14 protein-coding genes are annotated in these 14,991 nt (G+C 67.3%); 7 read left to right on the top strand and 7 right to left on the bottom strand.

Translation table 11 applies throughout. From position 1 onward, the window contains the following. Positions 1–25 precede the first annotated feature (25 nt). The gene (locus BAY15_RS07015) at positions 26–1,339 is read left to right on the top strand and encodes a polyhydroxyalkanoate depolymerase (protein WP_068850440.1); all 1,314 of its coding nucleotides are present in this window, start codon (positions 26–28) and stop codon (positions 1,337–1,339) included. Between the two features lie 259 nt (positions 1,340–1,598). Here BAY15_RS07015 and BAY15_RS07010 read toward each other — a convergent pair whose 3' ends face one another. After that, on the bottom strand, positions 1,599–2,621 hold the full coding sequence (locus tag BAY15_RS07010; RefSeq protein WP_068850438.1) for a sensor domain-containing protein: 1,023 nt from the start codon (positions 2,619–2,621) through the stop codon (positions 1,599–1,601). Then, a complete protein-coding gene (locus BAY15_RS07005) occupies positions 2,618–2,983 on the bottom strand; it encodes a PadR family transcriptional regulator (protein WP_068850434.1) in 366 nt (121 codons plus the stop codon). Before BAY15_RS07005 ends, BAY15_RS07010 begins: the two co-directional genes overlap by 4 nt. 148 nt (positions 2,984–3,131) lie before the next feature. On the opposite strand from BAY15_RS07005, the gene BAY15_RS07000 reads away from it, so the two are divergent. Then, on the top strand, positions 3,132–4,031 hold the full coding sequence (locus tag BAY15_RS07000; protein ID WP_068850431.1) for a peptidylprolyl isomerase: 900 nt from the start codon (positions 3,132–3,134) through the stop codon (positions 4,029–4,031). 16 nt (positions 4,032–4,047) lie between these two features. On the opposite strand, the gene BAY15_RS06995 is transcribed toward BAY15_RS07000, so the two are convergent. Next, on the bottom strand, positions 4,048–4,929 hold the full coding sequence (locus tag BAY15_RS06995) for a DMT family transporter (RefSeq protein WP_068850428.1): 882 nt from the start codon (positions 4,927–4,929) through the stop codon (positions 4,048–4,050). A gap of 160 nt (positions 4,930–5,089) precedes the next feature. On the opposite strand from BAY15_RS06995, the gene BAY15_RS06990 reads away from it, so the two are divergent. Continuing rightward, positions 5,090–6,064: a LysR substrate-binding domain-containing protein gene (locus tag BAY15_RS06990; RefSeq protein WP_068850426.1), complete on the top strand. Its 975-nt coding sequence runs from the start codon at positions 5,090–5,092 to the stop codon at positions 6,062–6,064. 104 nt (positions 6,065–6,168) lie between these two features. After that, on the top strand, positions 6,169–6,462 hold the full coding sequence (locus BAY15_RS06985; protein ID WP_068850424.1) for a hypothetical protein: 294 nt from the start codon (positions 6,169–6,171) through the stop codon (positions 6,460–6,462). A 43-nt stretch (positions 6,463–6,505) separates the two neighbouring features. Here BAY15_RS06985 and BAY15_RS06980 read toward each other — a convergent pair whose 3' ends face one another. Together BAY15_RS06980 and BAY15_RS06975 are read right to left on the bottom strand one after the other, a co-directional pair. Beyond that, a complete protein-coding gene (locus BAY15_RS06980) occupies positions 6,506–7,270 on the bottom strand; it encodes a DUF4349 domain-containing protein (protein ID WP_068850422.1) in 765 nt (254 codons plus the stop codon). A gap of 38 nt (positions 7,271–7,308) precedes the next feature. After that, a complete protein-coding gene (locus BAY15_RS06975; RefSeq protein WP_068850420.1) occupies positions 7,309–7,665 on the bottom strand; it encodes a GFA family protein in 357 nt (118 codons plus the stop codon). Positions 7,666–7,768: 103 nt separating this feature from the next. Between BAY15_RS06975 and BAY15_RS06970 the strand changes: the two genes are divergently transcribed. Continuing rightward, positions 7,769–9,577, top strand: coding sequence for a DUF885 domain-containing protein (locus tag BAY15_RS06970; RefSeq protein WP_068850414.1), 1,809 nt, complete (start codon positions 7,769–7,771; stop codon positions 9,575–9,577). 573 nt (positions 9,578–10,150) lie between these two features. Here the strand turns inward: BAY15_RS06970 and smrA are convergent. Both smrA and BAY15_RS06960 read right to left on the bottom strand, forming a co-directional pair. Beyond that, the gene (gene smrA, locus BAY15_RS06965; RefSeq protein WP_068850411.1) at positions 10,151–11,986 is read right to left on the bottom strand and encodes a multidrug efflux ABC transporter SmrA; all 1,836 of its coding nucleotides are present in this window, start codon (positions 11,984–11,986) and stop codon (positions 10,151–10,153) included. A 58-nt stretch (positions 11,987–12,044) separates the two neighbouring features. After that, the gene (locus tag BAY15_RS06960; RefSeq protein WP_068850409.1) at positions 12,045–13,601 is read right to left on the bottom strand and encodes a serine hydrolase; all 1,557 of its coding nucleotides are present in this window, start codon (positions 13,599–13,601) and stop codon (positions 12,045–12,047) included. A 132-nt stretch (positions 13,602–13,733) separates the two neighbouring features. Between BAY15_RS06960 and BAY15_RS06955 the strand changes: the two genes are divergently transcribed. Next, positions 13,734–14,168 carry a VOC family protein gene (locus BAY15_RS06955; protein ID WP_068850406.1) on the top strand — a complete coding sequence of 145 codons (435 nt, stop codon included), beginning with the start codon at positions 13,734–13,736 and terminating at the stop codon, positions 14,166–14,168. Then, positions 14,165–14,983 (top strand): DUF72 domain-containing protein, encoded by an 819-nt coding sequence (locus tag BAY15_RS06950; RefSeq protein ID WP_237334327.1) that lies wholly within the window; start codon positions 14,165–14,167, stop codon positions 14,981–14,983. The genes BAY15_RS06955 and BAY15_RS06950 overlap by 4 nt, the downstream gene beginning before the upstream one ends. Positions 14,984–14,991: the final 8 nt, after the last annotated feature.

Here is a 14,991-nt window from a genome sequence, read left to right as displayed (position 1 = left end):
ATAAGACCATACATATTCGGACGTCATGCTCTATCAGCTGCATGAATTGACCCGCAACCTGCTCGCCCCGTGGGTGCACCAGGCCCAGGCCAACGCCAAGTTCTTCGCCAACCAGGGCCATTGGTGGTCGCAGATGCCCGGTGCCGACCGCCTGTCCGCGGTGAACGAGCTGTTCCATCGCATCGGCAAGGATTACGAGAAGCCCGAGTGGGGCATCAACGAAATCGAGGTCGACGGCGAGCGCGTGCCGATCGTGGTGCACGAAGAAGTCGTCAAGCCGTTCTGCAAGCTGCTGCGCTTCAAGCGCCACAGCAACGAAGCCGACCAGCTCAACACCATGCTCAACCAGCCGTTCGTGCTGGTGGTGGCGCCGCTGTCGGGCCACCACGCCACGCTGCTGCGCGACACCGTGCGCACCCTGCTGCGCGACCACCGCGTGTACGTCACCGACTGGGTCGACGCGCGCATGGTGCCCGGCAGCGAAGGCGAGTTCAGCCTGGACGATTACATCGCCTACGTGCAGGAATTCATCCGACACCTCGGTGCCGAGAAACTGCACGTGGTCAGCGTGTGCCAGCCGACCGTACCGGTGCTGGCCGCCGTTTCGCTGATGGCCAGCCGTGGCGAAACCACGCCGCGTTCGCTGGTGATGATGGGCGGCCCGATCGATGCGCGCTGCAGCCCGACCGCGGTGAACAACCTGGCCACCCAGAACCCGCTGTCGTGGTTCGAGAACAACGTGATCCACACCGTGCCGCCGGGTTATCCGGGCGCCGGTCGCCGCGTGTATCCGGGCTTCCTGCAGCACGCCGGGTTCCTGTCGATGAACCCGAGCCGGCACTTCAGTTCGCATTGGGATTTCTATGCCGACCTGGTCAAGGGCGACATGGAAGATGCCGATGCGCACCGCCGCTTCTACGACGAATACAACGCAGTGCTGGACATGCCGGCGCGCTACTACCTGGATACCATCCGCGTGGTGTTCCAGGAATTCCTGCTGCCGCGCGGCGAGTGGTATGTGCAGGGTGAGCTTGTGGATCCCGGTGCGATCACCGGCACCGCGCTGCTGAGCATCGAAGGCGAGCTGGACGACATCGCCGGCCTGGGCCAGACCGAAGCGGCGCAGGAACTGTGCACCGGCATTCCGGCCGCGCGCCGTGAGCACTTCGTGGTCGAGGGCGCCGGCCACTACGGCATCTTCAGCGGCCGTCGTTGGCGCGAAACCGTGTACCCCAAGGTGCGCGATTTCTTCGCCGCCAACGCGCAGGCTGCGGCGAAGCCGAAGAAGGCAGCCAAGGCCGCCAGCAACGTCACCCCGATCCGTAAGAAAGCGGGTTGACGACCGGTTGCGCCGACGGTTGTCGGCGCTTCGATCCGGATCATGAACGTCTGACGGGCGGTTTCGATTGGGGCTAAACTCCGGTCGGATCACCGTGGCCTGATCTCGACGACTTCGGATGCTTGCGCCGCGCTGCGCGCGGTGTCCGGCCAACGGCCGGACCTACGAATTGCTACGGGCCCATCCGGATCATGGTCAATCAACCAAGGGCTCCGGATGCCTGGCGGTAGCGCCGGCCGTTGGCCGGCCGTCGGTAGACTTAGAGGCGTACCAGCAGGTGTTTCGCCATCTGGCCGTGCAGGTGGCCGATGAAGCGCGCCAGGTGCATGGTGCAGAACAGGATCACCACGCCCAGTACCGCCAGCGCGGGGGTGGCCCACAGCGGCAGCACGACCAGTTCGCTTTCGAAGTACAGGCTCGGGGCGCCCAGCGCGAACATCGAGGCCACCGGCGCCCAGATGAAGACCAGCGCCACCGTCAGCAGCGTGACCGCGATGGTGAAGTAGATGATGCCCAGCGGCAGCATCAGCATGAAGTACAGCATCGTCAGCCAGGTGCGTCCATCGGTGAACATGTCGCCGATGCGCTGCAGCCAGCTGCGGCTGCGGTCGGCATAGCGCGGCCGACGCGGCATCCGCTCGCCGAGCAGTGCTTCGATCAGCCGCCCTTCCAGCAGCGCCAGGCCGCGCACCGAACCGAAGAAGAGCACCGTCATCGGAATGCCGATGATCAGCACAATCAGGCCCAGCGACATCGACAGGCCGGTGATTACCCAGGTGAAGAAGAAGATGCCGGTCGCCAACGACAGCAGCATGTAGAACAGCGCGCCGTAGGTCCGCGGTTCCAGTGCCACGCCGAAGAAGCGCGCCAGCGCCGAGCGGTGCGGCGCGGCCACAGGCTCCACGCGCGGTGCGTCGCCGCCGGGTGCGGCCGCTGCGGCTGCGGCGACCGATGCGCCGGCCACCTGCGCCGGCACCACGCGGGCAATCGGCCGCACACTGGCACTGGGCGTGCGCAGCGCGCGGTTCACGGTGATTTCGGTTTCGCGGTAGATCTCGGCCACTTCCTCCGGCGCACCGTAGCTGCCGGCGACGTCGGCGATCACCTCCGCCTCGCTGCGGCCCGGCTGGGCGGCCAGTTCCGAACGCAGGTATTCCTCGGCGTCGTACAGCGCGTCCTGCACCATCGCCGGATCGGCGTCGTGCAGCGCGGCGCGTAGTTGTGCCAGGTATTCCCCGATGGTGGTCGGCAGGCCCCCGCCCGCCCTGTTCTGTTCGTTCATTGCAGTACCCCTTCCAGCACGGAATCAACGGAATCTCGGGTGGCACGCCAGGCCTGGCTCCACAACGCCAGCACCTCGCGGCCGCGTTCATTGATGCGGTAGTAGCGCCGCGGTGGCCCGGCCACCGACGGTTCGATCTGGCTTTCCAGCAGCCCGGCCCCTTCGAGGTTGCGCAGCACCGGGTACAGCGCGCTCTGCTTGCCGCTCAGCACGCCCTCGCCGGTCCGTTCCAGTTCCTTGGCGATCAGGTAGCCGTACAGCGGCTCCCCGGCCTTGGCCAGCACCGCCAGCAGGGCCAGCGACACGGTGCCGGCACTGAGCTCCTTCTGGAACTTCTTCAGGTGGACCTCGTGGTCGCTCATGACGATCTCCAGCTAGCGTGGAGTCAACACTAGTGCGAAGTCAGCTATAGCGAACGTGCCGTTAGTCACCCTGCCGGGGGACAGGGTGGGCTGGCGGCCGGAGCCGGGCTTCGCGCAGAATCGGGGATCGTTCATCCCGGGGTCCACCATGTCGCCACGCCGTCCCGCCCTGCTTGCGCTTGCCCTCTCCTGCCTGCTGCCTGGCCTGGCCACCGCAGCCACGCCCTACCGCAGCGCGCAGCAGATCCTGGAGGCCTCGCCCGCGAGCGACTGGCGCACGCCGGATCCGGCCAACCTGCTGGTGATGAAGCTGGATGCCGGTGAGGTCCTGATCGAGCTGGCCCCGGCCTTCGCGCCGCAGCACGTGGCCAACATCCAGACCCTGGCGCATGAGCATTTCTGGGATGGCGAGAGCATCTACCGCGCGCAGGACAACTTCGTGGTGCAGTTCGGCGATGCCGATGCCGATGACGTGGCCAAGGCCAAGCCGCTGGGCTCGGCCAAGCGCAAGTTGCCGGCGGAGTTCCAGCGCGACAGCAAAGGGTTGAAGGTCAGCGTGCTGCCCGATCGCGACGGCTGGGCCGACCAGACCGGCTTCGTCGACGGCTTCGCGGTGGGCCAGGACCGGCAGGACGGCAAGACCTGGCTGGCGCACTGCTACGGCGCGCTGGGTGCCGGCCGCAACAACGACGAAGACAGCAGCATTGGCGCCGAGCTGTATGTGGTCACCGGCCAGTCGCCGCGCCAGCTGGACCGCAACATCACCGTGGTCGGCCGGGTGCTCAAGGGCATGGAGCTGCTCAGCGCGCTACCGCGCGGACCGGCCCCGATGGGCTTCTACGCCGACGCTTCGCAGCGCACCGCGATCCGCTCGATACAGCGGGTGAGCGATCTGCCCGAAGCGCAGCGACCGACGCTGCAGGTGCTGCGCACCGATTCAAAGACCTTCGCCGATACGGTCGAAGCGCGGCGCAACCGCGTGGATGACTTCTACAAGCGCGCCGCCGGGCATATCGACCTGTGCAACATTCCCGTGCCCGTGCGGTAAGGGATGCCGCGTCGCGTCAACGTTTCTGGCTGGCGGCGACGCTGCCGAGGATCAACGCGCCGGCGACCACCATCGCCCAGGTCACCGGCTCGCCCAGGAACAGCCAGGCAAACAACGCGCCGAACATCGGCACCAGGTAGGTCACGGTGGAGGCGCGCGCCGGGCCGATCCGCGCGATGAGGCGGTAGAACATCAGGAACGCAAAGCCGGTGCAGACCACCCCCAGCGCGATCGCGCACGCCCACGACACAGCCGGAATCGACGCGTCCGGCCAGTGGGTCAGCGCCATCGGCAGCATCAGCAGCGCCGCGCTGCCCAGCGTAGCGCCGGCCGACGCCGCTGGCGGCAGGCCGGTCATGTGGCGCTTGACCAGGTTGACGCCCAGGCCGTACAGCAGCGCAGCCAGCGAACCGGCAATCACCGCCGCGCCGATGCTCAGCCCGGACACCTTGGCCGTGGCCAGCACCACCACGCCGCCGAAGCCGACCAGCAGCGCAATCGCGCGACGCATGCCGATCTTCTCGCCGAAGAACAGGAACGCAATCAGCGCGGCAAACAGCACGGTCATCGCGTTGCAGATCGCGCCGATCGCGGCCGGTGCGCGCTGCGCGGCCCAGGCGAACAGCACGAACGGAATGGCGGAGTTGATCAGGCCGATCGGCACCAGCCACAACCACCGCCGGGCCGGGAACTGCGCGCGCGCCTGCCAGAGGAACGGCAGCAGCACCAGCGCGCCCAGCAGCAGCCGCACTTCCACCAGCGCATACGGCCCGAACGACGGCACCGCCACGCGCATGAACAGAAACGAGCAGCCCCAGATCGCGCCGAGCACGGTCAGCTCCAGCGGGGTGCGCCAATCGCGCTCGATCGCCCCCGCACTCACCGGCGCGCCGCTCACGGGCGGCTCCCGGCACGGCAGGAACTGGCAGCGACGGCAGCGGGGACGGGCAGCAACATGGCGCGGGCTCCAGGGATCAGACACGCAGCATCTACCTGCCGCGGGGCCTCGACAAGCGCGTAGTATCCCTGCAAGCCACAAATATGATTTGGGTCTCGCCATGATCCTGCGCCCTGCCCTGCTGCCCGCGCTGGGGGTGTTCGCGGTCGCCGCGCGCCACCAGAATTTCGCCCATGCCGCCGAGGAGCTGCACCTCACCGCCAGCGCGGTCAGCCACCACGTGCGGCGGCTGGAAGCACTGCTGGGCACGGTGCTGTTCCAGCGCCATGCCCGTGGCGTGCGCCTGACCGCCGAAGGCCGCCAGCTGGCTGACGCCGCCGCCGCCGCCCTGAGCGACATCAACGCAGTGGCCGGCAACCTGCACCCGCAGGCCGATGTGGTGCCGCTGCGGATCACCACCCTGCGCTCGCTGTCGTACTGCTGGCTGGTGCCGCGCCTGCCGCGTTTCACTCGCCTGCATCCGCGCATGCGCATCGAGCTGCAGACCAGCAGCGAACTGGTCCGCTTCGACGAGAACGGTCCGGAACTGGGCATCCGTTACGGACTGGGCCAGTGGCCGGGCCTGGCCGCCCACCACCTGATGGACGACGAACTGTGCCCGGTGGCGTCACCGGCCCTGCCGGGGGTGTCGGCGCTGCGTGAGCCCGCGCAGATCGCCACGCTGCCGCTGGTCAGCGACATGTCGCCGCAGGGCTGGCGCGACTGGTTCCGGGCCGCCGGCGTGCGTGGACTGGACCTGACCGCGCAGCACATCTTCAGCGACAGCACCGATGCCATGCGCGCGGCGGTGTATGGCATCGGCGCGGTGCTGGCGCGCAAACACATCGCCCAGCCGTACCTGCAGCGCTATGAACTGGTGCGCCTGCCCGGGCCGGCGCTGAAGGCGCGTTATGCGTATTACATCGTGCACGCCGAACACCGGCCGCTCAGCCCGACGGCGGTGGCGTTCATGGACTGGCTCAAGCGCGAAGCCCAGGATGAGCGCACGCCCGTGCCGGCGTTGCCGGATGAATTGTTGAACCGCCCTCACGATCAAACGCCTCACGACCTAACGCCTCACGACCACCGGTCGTGAGCTACCGGCGGGTGAATGTCGCCCAACCACCGGCCCGGCAACATTCACCCGCTTTTGCCCGGCGCATCGCTACGGTGGAATCCCCACTCCCACGAGACCTTCCCATGGCCATGCTGCGACTCAGGATCACCGGTACCGAAGACGATGCGCGCGCCATCAGCGACCTGCTCCAGAGCATCGAGGGCATCGAGCACGTCGAGGAAACCGACGACCTGATGCCACACATGGACGATGACGATTCCAGCTCGGCCGGCCTGTCCGATGACATCGGGCCGGGCACGCATGAGCTGGAGGTCGAGGTCGGCAATGACAGCACCGCGCAGAAGGTGCGCGATGCCGTGCAGGAGCTGGCGCTGGAACTGGACGTGTTCGTCGAGTACGAAACCGACGAAGGCTGACGTGGCAGCCCACCGGTAGGTATGCACCGTTGGTGCATACGCGTTACGGCATGGAAGAAGCCCGGCGGCGCCGACGCCACAGCTTCAGCCCAACCCAGCCCAGCAGCCACAGCACCAACGTCACCGGCAGCAGCGCGGCCACCGCGCGGATCACGAAGGCCACGCTGCTGGTGACGGTCGCGCCGAAGTCGCCCAGCGCCTCGCCGATCTCGCTGCGGCTGCGCTGTCCTGCGGGCGTCTGGAAGCGCAGCGTGAGCAACTGGGTGTCGATCCGCCGCCGCTGGTTGGCGGCGTCCTTGTTGGCCTGCTCCAGCCCTGCCTCGATTTCGGACAGGCGCTGGGTGATGACCAGCAGGTCGGCGACCTTGATGCCCTTGTCGTCCTGGTAGGCGAGCAGGCGTTCGTGTTCCTTCTGCAGGCGGGCCTTGGTCAGCGCGGTGTCCGCGACCTGCTGGGCGAGGTCTTCGGCCTGGGTGTTGCGCGAGGCGACGTCGCCGCCCTGCCCGGCCAGCCCGATCAACGGCTCCACGCCCTTGGGCGCGATCCGTACCCGGATCGAGCCGGACGGATACTCGCCCCCCTGCTGCCCAACCTGCAGCACGGCGCAGTCGCCGAACCTGCTGGACTGGCAGGCTTCGCTGATCTGCTTCACCCGCGGCCCGATCTGCGCGGCATCGAGCTGGATGTCCACCTCGTGCTCATACGCCAGCGCCGCACCTTCCGGCGAGGCCACCGCACCGGCCGCACCGGCACTGGCCATCTCCGCATGCTGCTTGCCACTGCATCCGGCAAGCGCCACCAGCAGCATCCCTGCCCAAGCGCCGCTGCGCCACCTCGTCCCTGTCGTCACACGCTGGCTCCATCGTAAAAATTGATCTTCAGCCCACCCAGTTCCAGCCCGGGCAGGCAGCGCACGTTCACCGCCACCATCGCCTGGCCGCTGCGCGGGTCCACGCCCTCGCTGAACGGGGCAATGCCGCACTCACGGCAGTAATGATGCTGCAGGTGGTGCTTGTTGAACTGGTAGGTGGCCAGCTGCGCAGGGTCCGTGTTCAGGCTCAGCGCCGCGCGCGGGCCGAACCACAGCAGACCACCGCGCCGCCGGCACAGCGAACAGTTGCAGTCCACCACGTCGGTGATGGGGGCCTCGGCCTGGACCACGAACGCGATCTGCCCGCAATGGCAGCTTCCTTCGTACTGCATGGCACACCTCCCGGCGGGAAAGGTCCATGGTAATCCAATGGCACGGGCGGTCGCCCGTCAGCAGCGCCTATGCTGGGCGATTGTCCACAGCACAGGATCGCCGATGCGCCAGCATCTTCTTGCCCTTGCCCTGATCGCCGCCCTGGGTGGCTGCCAGCAGGCCGACGCCCCCACCGCCCCGGCCGGTACCGCGGCCACCGCCCCCGCCGCCGATGCGGCCGTGGATGCCGCCTTCGCCGACCTGTCCAAGCGTGCCCTGGACACCTGGATGCAGCTGTCGCCGATCAGCGCCACCCAGATCGGCGATCACCGTTACGACAGCGAGATCGACGATCTGAGCGCGGCCGGCCAGCAGAAGATGCTGACCGCTTACAAGGGCCTGCTCGGCGAACTGGACAAGGTCGAGGTGGGCAAGCTCTCGCGCGAAAACCAGGTGGATGCGGCCATCCTGCGCAACCAGCTGCAGTCCGAAATCTGGAACGCCGAAGTGCTGCAGGCGTCCAAGTGGGATCCGCAGATCTACAACGGCACCGCCGGCAGCGCCCTGTACGGCCTGATGGCGCGTGAGTTCGCGCCGCTGCCCGACCGCCTGAAGTCGGCCACCGCACGGATGGAGAAGCTGCCGCAGATCTTCGCCCAGGCTCGCGAGAACCTGGACCCGGCCCGCGTGCCGAAGATCCACGCCGAAACGGTGTCCAAGCAGAACAAGGGCATCCTGAGCATCGTCGATACCTTCATCACGCCCCACATCGGCGAACTGCCGGCCGAGGACGGCAAGCGCCTGCAAGCCGCCATCGACGGCCTGAAGAAGGCGGTGGACGATCAGCAGACGTGGCTGGACAAGACGCTGGTGCCGAACGCCAAGGGCGATTTCCGCATCGGTGCCGAGCTGTACGATCAGAAGCTGAAGTTCGCGCTGAACTCGTCGCTGTCGCGCGCCGAGATCGGCGAACGTGCCCGCGCCGAACTCAAGCGCGTACGCCAGGACATGTACGGCATCGCGCAGACGGTGCTGAACGGCAAGCCGGGCGCCCCGGCGCTGCCGGCCAATCCGAGCGACGAACAGCAGCAGGCGGCGATCGAAGCGGCGCTGGAGCTGGCCTACGCCGACAAGCCGGCGCGCGACAAGGTGGTCGACGATGCCAAGGCGGCGCTGGCGCAGTCCACCGAGTTCGTGCGCAAGCATGACCTGATGACCCTGCCCGACGCGCCGGTGGACATCATCCTGATGCCCGAATTCCAGCGCGGCGTGGCCGTGGCCTACTGCGATTCGCCGGGTCCGCTGGACAAGAACCTGAAGACCTTCTACGCGGTGTCGCCGATTCCGGACGACTGGACCGACAAGCAGGTCGATTCGTTCCTGCGCGAATACAACAGCCGCATGATCCACCTGCTGAGCATCCACGAAGGCACGCCGGGCCACTACCTGGAGGGCTGGCATTCGGGCAAGTTCCCGTCGACGCTGCGTGCGGTGCTGCGCTCGGGCCTGTTCGCCGAAGGCTGGGCGGTGTACACCGAGCGGATGATGCAGGAGCAGGGTTACCTGGACAACGATCCGCTGTTCCACCTGGTGCAGCTGAAGTTCTACCTGCGCACGATCTCCAACGCGATCCTGGACCAGGGCGTGCACGTGGACAACTGGACGCGCGAGCAGGCGATGCAGCTGATGACCCACGATGCGTTCCAGCAGGAAAGCGAAGCATCGGGCAAGTGGGTGCGCGCGCAGCTGACCTCGGCGCAGCTGCCGACCTACTTCGTCGGCGCGCAGGAGCACTTCGACACGCGCAAGGCGATGCAGGAAAAGCAGGGCGACAAGTTCAACCTGAAGGCCTACCACGACCAGATGCTGTCCTACGGCGCCCCGCCGGTGCGCTTCGCACGCCAGCTGATGCTGGACCAGCCGATCGAGTGATGGTGGTTGCCGGCCACGGTTCGGCACGTGATATGGAAACGGCCCGGTGATTACCGGGCCGTTTTTGTTTCGCGCGTAGAGCAGCGTTTCAGGTGCTGCGTGCTGGGGAGGCCGGCGGGCAACCCCCTACGGGACACGCCGCAAGTACGTCCTTGTAGGCTTGGCAAAAACATCCATGTTTTTGACAGTCCCTACGGAGGTTACCCGCCGGCCTCCCCTCATGCATTGCGCGGGGCGGAACGGAGAGCAGCGACGCATGGCGTCGCTCTACGGGTTTCGATCATTTTCATGCGTCATCGGATGTTGCATTCGTCCCGGCAGTCGTTTGGGAACCGACCCTACATCGCGAACGCGTAGAGCGACGCCATGCGTCGCTGCTTTCCGTTCCGCCGACCGCGATGTTTGAAGGGAAGGACGGCGGGCAGCCCTCGTAGGGACTGTCAAAAACATGGATGTTTTTGCCAAGCCCCCATGGATGGGTTTACGGCGTGTCCCGTAGAGGGCTGCCCGCCGGCCTTCCCTGCACGTAACAACAAAAACGCCGCAGCTGTTGCCGTTGCTGTTGCTGTTGCTCTACCCAGCGTCCGCCGCGACGAACCCACCGGTCTGCCGCGCCCACAGGCGTGCATAGAGACCACCCGCGGCGACCAGCTCGGCGTGCGTGCCGGTTTCCACGATACGGCCCTGGTCCATCACCACCAGCCGGTCCATGCGCGCGATGGTGGACAGGCGGTGCGCGATGGCGATGACCGTCTTGCCCGCCATCAGCTCGTCCAGGTTGTCCTGGATCGCCGCTTCCACTTCCGAGTCCAGTGCCGAGGTCGCCTCGTCCAGCACCAGGATCGGCGCGTCCTTGAGCAGCACCCGCGCGATGGCGATGCGCTGTCGCTGGCCGCCGGACAGCTTGACCCCGCGCTCGCCCACGTGCGCGTCATAACCCTGCCGCCCTTCGGCGTCACGCAGCGTGTCGATGAAGGCGGCAGCGCGCGCCTTGCCCACCGCCGCACGCAGTTGTTCCTCGCTGGCGTCAGGCCGCCCGTACAACAGGTTGTCGCGGATCGAGCGGTGCAGCAGCGACGTGTCCTGCGTAACGACGCCGATCTGCCGGCGCAGGCTTTCCTGGGTGACCGCCGCGATGTCCTGGCCGTCGATGCGGATGTGCCCGCTTTCCAGGTCGTACAGGCGCAGCAGCACGTTCACCAGCGTCGACTTGCCCGCGCCCGACGGACCGACCAGGCCGATCTTCTCGCCCGGCTTCACGCTCAGGTCCAGCCCGGCGATCACCCCGCCCTGCTTGCCGTAGTGGAAGTGGATGTCATCGAACTGCACCCCGCCTTCGTGCACCACCAGCGGCACCGCATCGGCGCGGTCCTGCACGCTCAGTGGCTGCGAAATGGTGGTGATGCCGTCCTGCACCGTGCCGATGTCCTCGAAGATGCCGTTGATCGTCCACATGATCCAGCCGGACATGTTGTGGATGCGGATCACCAGGCCCGTGGCCAGCGTGATCGCGCCCACCGTGATGTTGCCGTGGCTCCACAGCCACAGCGCCAGCCCGCAGGTACCGGCGATCAGGAAGCCGTTGACGATCGCGATGGTCAGGTCCATGCCGGTGGTGATCCGGGTCTGGCGGCGGTGCTTGACCGCCAGTTCCTCGATCGCCTCGGCCACATAGGCCTGCTCGCGCCCGCCGTGGGCGAACAGCTTCAGCGTGGGAATGTTGGTGTAGCCATCGACGATCCGGCCCATCGCCTTGGAGCGCGCCTCGGACGCGATCCAGGCACGCTCCTTCGCACGCGGCACGAAGTACACCATGATCACCACGTAGGCTGCCAACCACAGTACCAGCGGAATCATCAGCCGCCAGTCCGCCTGCGCGAACAGGTACAACGCCGTGCCGGTGTACACCACGATGTACCACAGCGAATCCACCATCTGCACCGCCGACTCGCGCAGCGACGTACCGGTCTGCATGACCCGGTTGGCCATGCTGCCGGCGAAATCATTCTGGAAGAACGACAGGCTCTGGCGTACCACGTAGTTGTGCATCAGCCAGCGCGACCGGTTGCTCAGGCCCGGCACGATGGCCTGGTTGACCAGCAGGTTGTGCAGGCCCACCAGCACCGGCCGCGCCACCAGCGTGATCGCCGCCATCCACAGCAGCGTGTCGGCGTGCCGGGCGAAGAAGCCCGCATCCGGCTGCTCGCTGACCATGTCGACGATGCGGCCGAGGAAATCGAACATGGCCACTTCCACCAGCGCCAGCAGCAGCCCGGCGATCAACGTGGCCAGCAGCACCGGCCAGACCGGGCGCAGATAGTGGAGGTAGAACGGCAACACGCGGCGCGGCGGCATGCGCGCGTCGATCGGCGGAAAGACGGGAATCAGCGACTCGAACCAGCGGAACATTCCATTTCCTGGAAAACAGGCAGGCCGCGATTATCCCACCGCAGCCTGCCGTTTGTTTTCACGGGGTCAACACCAGGTCCTGGAAATCGAAACTGAAGTCGGTCAGCGACGAAACCGCCTGCATGCGCACCTCGCGCACCTTGCCGTCCGGATCCAGGCTGAAGTTCACGAACGCATCGGCGTTGAGCGAGCGGTCGTCCCAGCGCACGATGAACGTATCGTGCTGCCAGTGCTCCATCGTGCCCACCAGCTGCGCCGTCCTGCCGAAACGCAGGCGCAGCTTGCCGGCGCGCTGCTCGACGAACACCTCGCCATACCACGGGTCACGGTAGGTGCCGGCGTAGCGGGCCAGCGGCAGCGACGGCGTGGATTTCGGATCGCGTGCCGCCTGGTGCGCCGCCCAGCCCTCATCGGCCTTGTCCTGCGCCTTGGCCACCGCCGCGGCATACGCCGCCACCCAGTCGGTGGCCGGCGCCTTGAGATAGGCGTCCAGCACGTCCATGGTGACCGCGTTGAAGGCCGCGCCCACTTCCTGGTTGGTCAGCACCACGATGCCCAGCTTCTGCTCCGGCACCAACGTCACCCGCGACACCATGCCAGGCCAACCGCCGGTGTGCCACACCAGCTTCTGCCCCCGGTAGTCGCTCAGGCTCCAGCCCTCGCCGTAGCCGGCGAAGTTCGGGCGCGCGGCAGCCAGGGCCGGCACGCTCGGTTCGGGCACCACCTGCGGGGTGATCATCTGCCACATCGCCTGCTGGCTCTTCGGGCTGAACAGCGCGGTGCCGTTTTCCAGCTTGCCCTGCGCCAGCTGCACGTTCATCCAGCGCGCCATGTCGTGCACGCTGGAATACACCCCGCCCGCGCCGGCGTTGTTGGACCAGGTCAGCGGCGCCACCGTGCGCAGGTCGGTGAAGTCGAACTTGGCATGCCCGGTGGCGGCCTTGTCGCCCGGCTTCAGGTGGTCGGCATTGAAGCGGGTGCCGGCCATGCCCACCGGGGTGAAGATGTGCTGCTGCAGGAAGTCCGCGTACGACTGCCCGGAAACCTGTTCGATCACCTGCTGCGCCACCGCATACAGAATGTTGTCGTAGGCGTAGCGGTCGCGGAAGCCGGCTTTCAGCGGCACCTTGCCCAGCCGCTGCACCACCTCGGCGTTGCTGTAGGTGGTGGTCGGCCAGAACAGCAGGTCGCCCGCGCCCAGGCTCAGCCCGCTGCGGTGCGAAAGCAGGTCGCGGATGCGCATTTCGCCGGTCACGTAGGGATCGGACATGCGGAACGACGGCAGGTGGTCGATCACCCGGTCGTCCATCTTCAGCTTGCCCTGCTCGGCCAGCAGGTTCAGCGAGGTGGCCGTGAACGCCTTGGTGTTGGAGGCGATGGCGAACAGGGTGTCGGCCTCGACCGGTGCCGGCTTGCCCAGCTCGCGTACGCCATAGCCGCGCTCGAAGACGACCTGGCCGTCCTTGACCACCGCCACCGCGATGCCGGGAATGTCGAACTGGCTGCGCACGCGTTCCACCGTGGCATCCAGCCGCTGCAGTTCGGCCGGCACGGCTGCCGACGCCAGGGGTGCGCACGCCAGCAGCACAAGGCCTCCGATCCAGGATGTGTTCAATCAGTGTCTCCGGTTGCATGTTGCAGGGGCGTCGAGGCCACCGACGGGCCGGTTACGCCAGGTTTCGCGCGATGGTAACGCGGCCGGCCGCAGGCTCGCCTGTGCCAGAAGCCGCCCACCCCGGAGCACCCCATGACCATCCCCACCGACCGCGGTTCGACCATCATTCCCTGCCTGCGCTACCGCAACGCGCGCGCGGCCATCGCCTGGCTGGAGCGTGCGTTCGGGTTCACCGCGCAGGCCGTGTACGCCGAAGGCGACATCGTGTACCACGCCCAACTGGTCTACGGCCGCGGCATGATCATGCTCGGCTCGGTCGACAACGGCGGCGACTGGGGCAAGCTCATCGTGCAACCCGATGAAGTCGAGGGCCGCGAAACCCAGAGTGCCTGCGTCATCGTGACCGACCCCGATGCCCACTACGAGCGTGCGGTCGCCGCCGGGGCCGAGCTGGCGATCGATATCGCCGACCAGGACTACGGCGGCCGCGGCTATGCCTGCCGCGACCTCGAGGGCCACCTGTGGTGGTTCGGCAGCTACGACCCCTGGAAGGAGAGCGACGCTTGAAGCACGCTGTTCCCGGACCGATTCATACCGGCATCGGCGGTTGGGTGTTCCCGGCCTGGCGCGGTGGCACGTTCTACCCCGCCGGCCTGCCGCAGCGCGAGGAGCTGGCGCATGCCAGCCGCCAGCTCGGCTGCATCGAAATCAACAGCACCTTCTACCGCGCGCAGAAGCCGGCGGTGTACGCGCAGTGGCGCGAGCAGACCCCGCCCGGCTTCAAATTCTCCGCCAAGGCGCCACGCACGATCACCCAGACCCACGACCTGGCGGCGGCCGGCGCACGCGCCGACAACTTCATCAACGGCATCACCGCGCTGGAGGATCGCCTCGGCCCGCTGGTGTGGCAGTTTGGCGATACCCATCCGGCGGGTGCACAGGAGTTCGATCGGTTCCTCGATGCCCTGCCCGGCAAGGCCAATGCACAGGTGCTCCGGCACGCACTGGAAGTGCGCAATCCCGCGGCGTGGACGCCGGAGCTGGTGGCCGTGGCGCGCGCGCACGGCGCGGCCCTGGTGTTCAGCGGCTCGGCCGATTACCCCAGCTTTGCCGACCCCACCGCGGATTTCATCTACGCCAGGCTGATGCAGTCGCGCGCCAACCTGCGTGCCGGCTACCCCGAGCGCACGCTGGAACAGTGGTGCCTGCGCGCGATGCGCTGGGCGCGTGGCGACGACAACCCCGACCTGCCGCACATCACGGCCGACGCCCCCGCCAGTGGGCCGCGCGAGGTGTACATGCTGTTCATCGGCGCCGCCAAGCACCGCAACCCGGGTGCCGCGGTGGCGCTGCGGAAACAACTGCAGCAGGTCGGCGCGTAGGGCCGGGC

Source organism: Stenotrophomonas rhizophila, assembly GCF_001704155.1.
Taxonomy (GTDB): domain Bacteria; phylum Pseudomonadota; class Gammaproteobacteria; order Xanthomonadales; family Xanthomonadaceae; genus Stenotrophomonas; species Stenotrophomonas rhizophila_A.
This window is presented reverse-complemented; position numbering and strand designations above follow the sequence as displayed.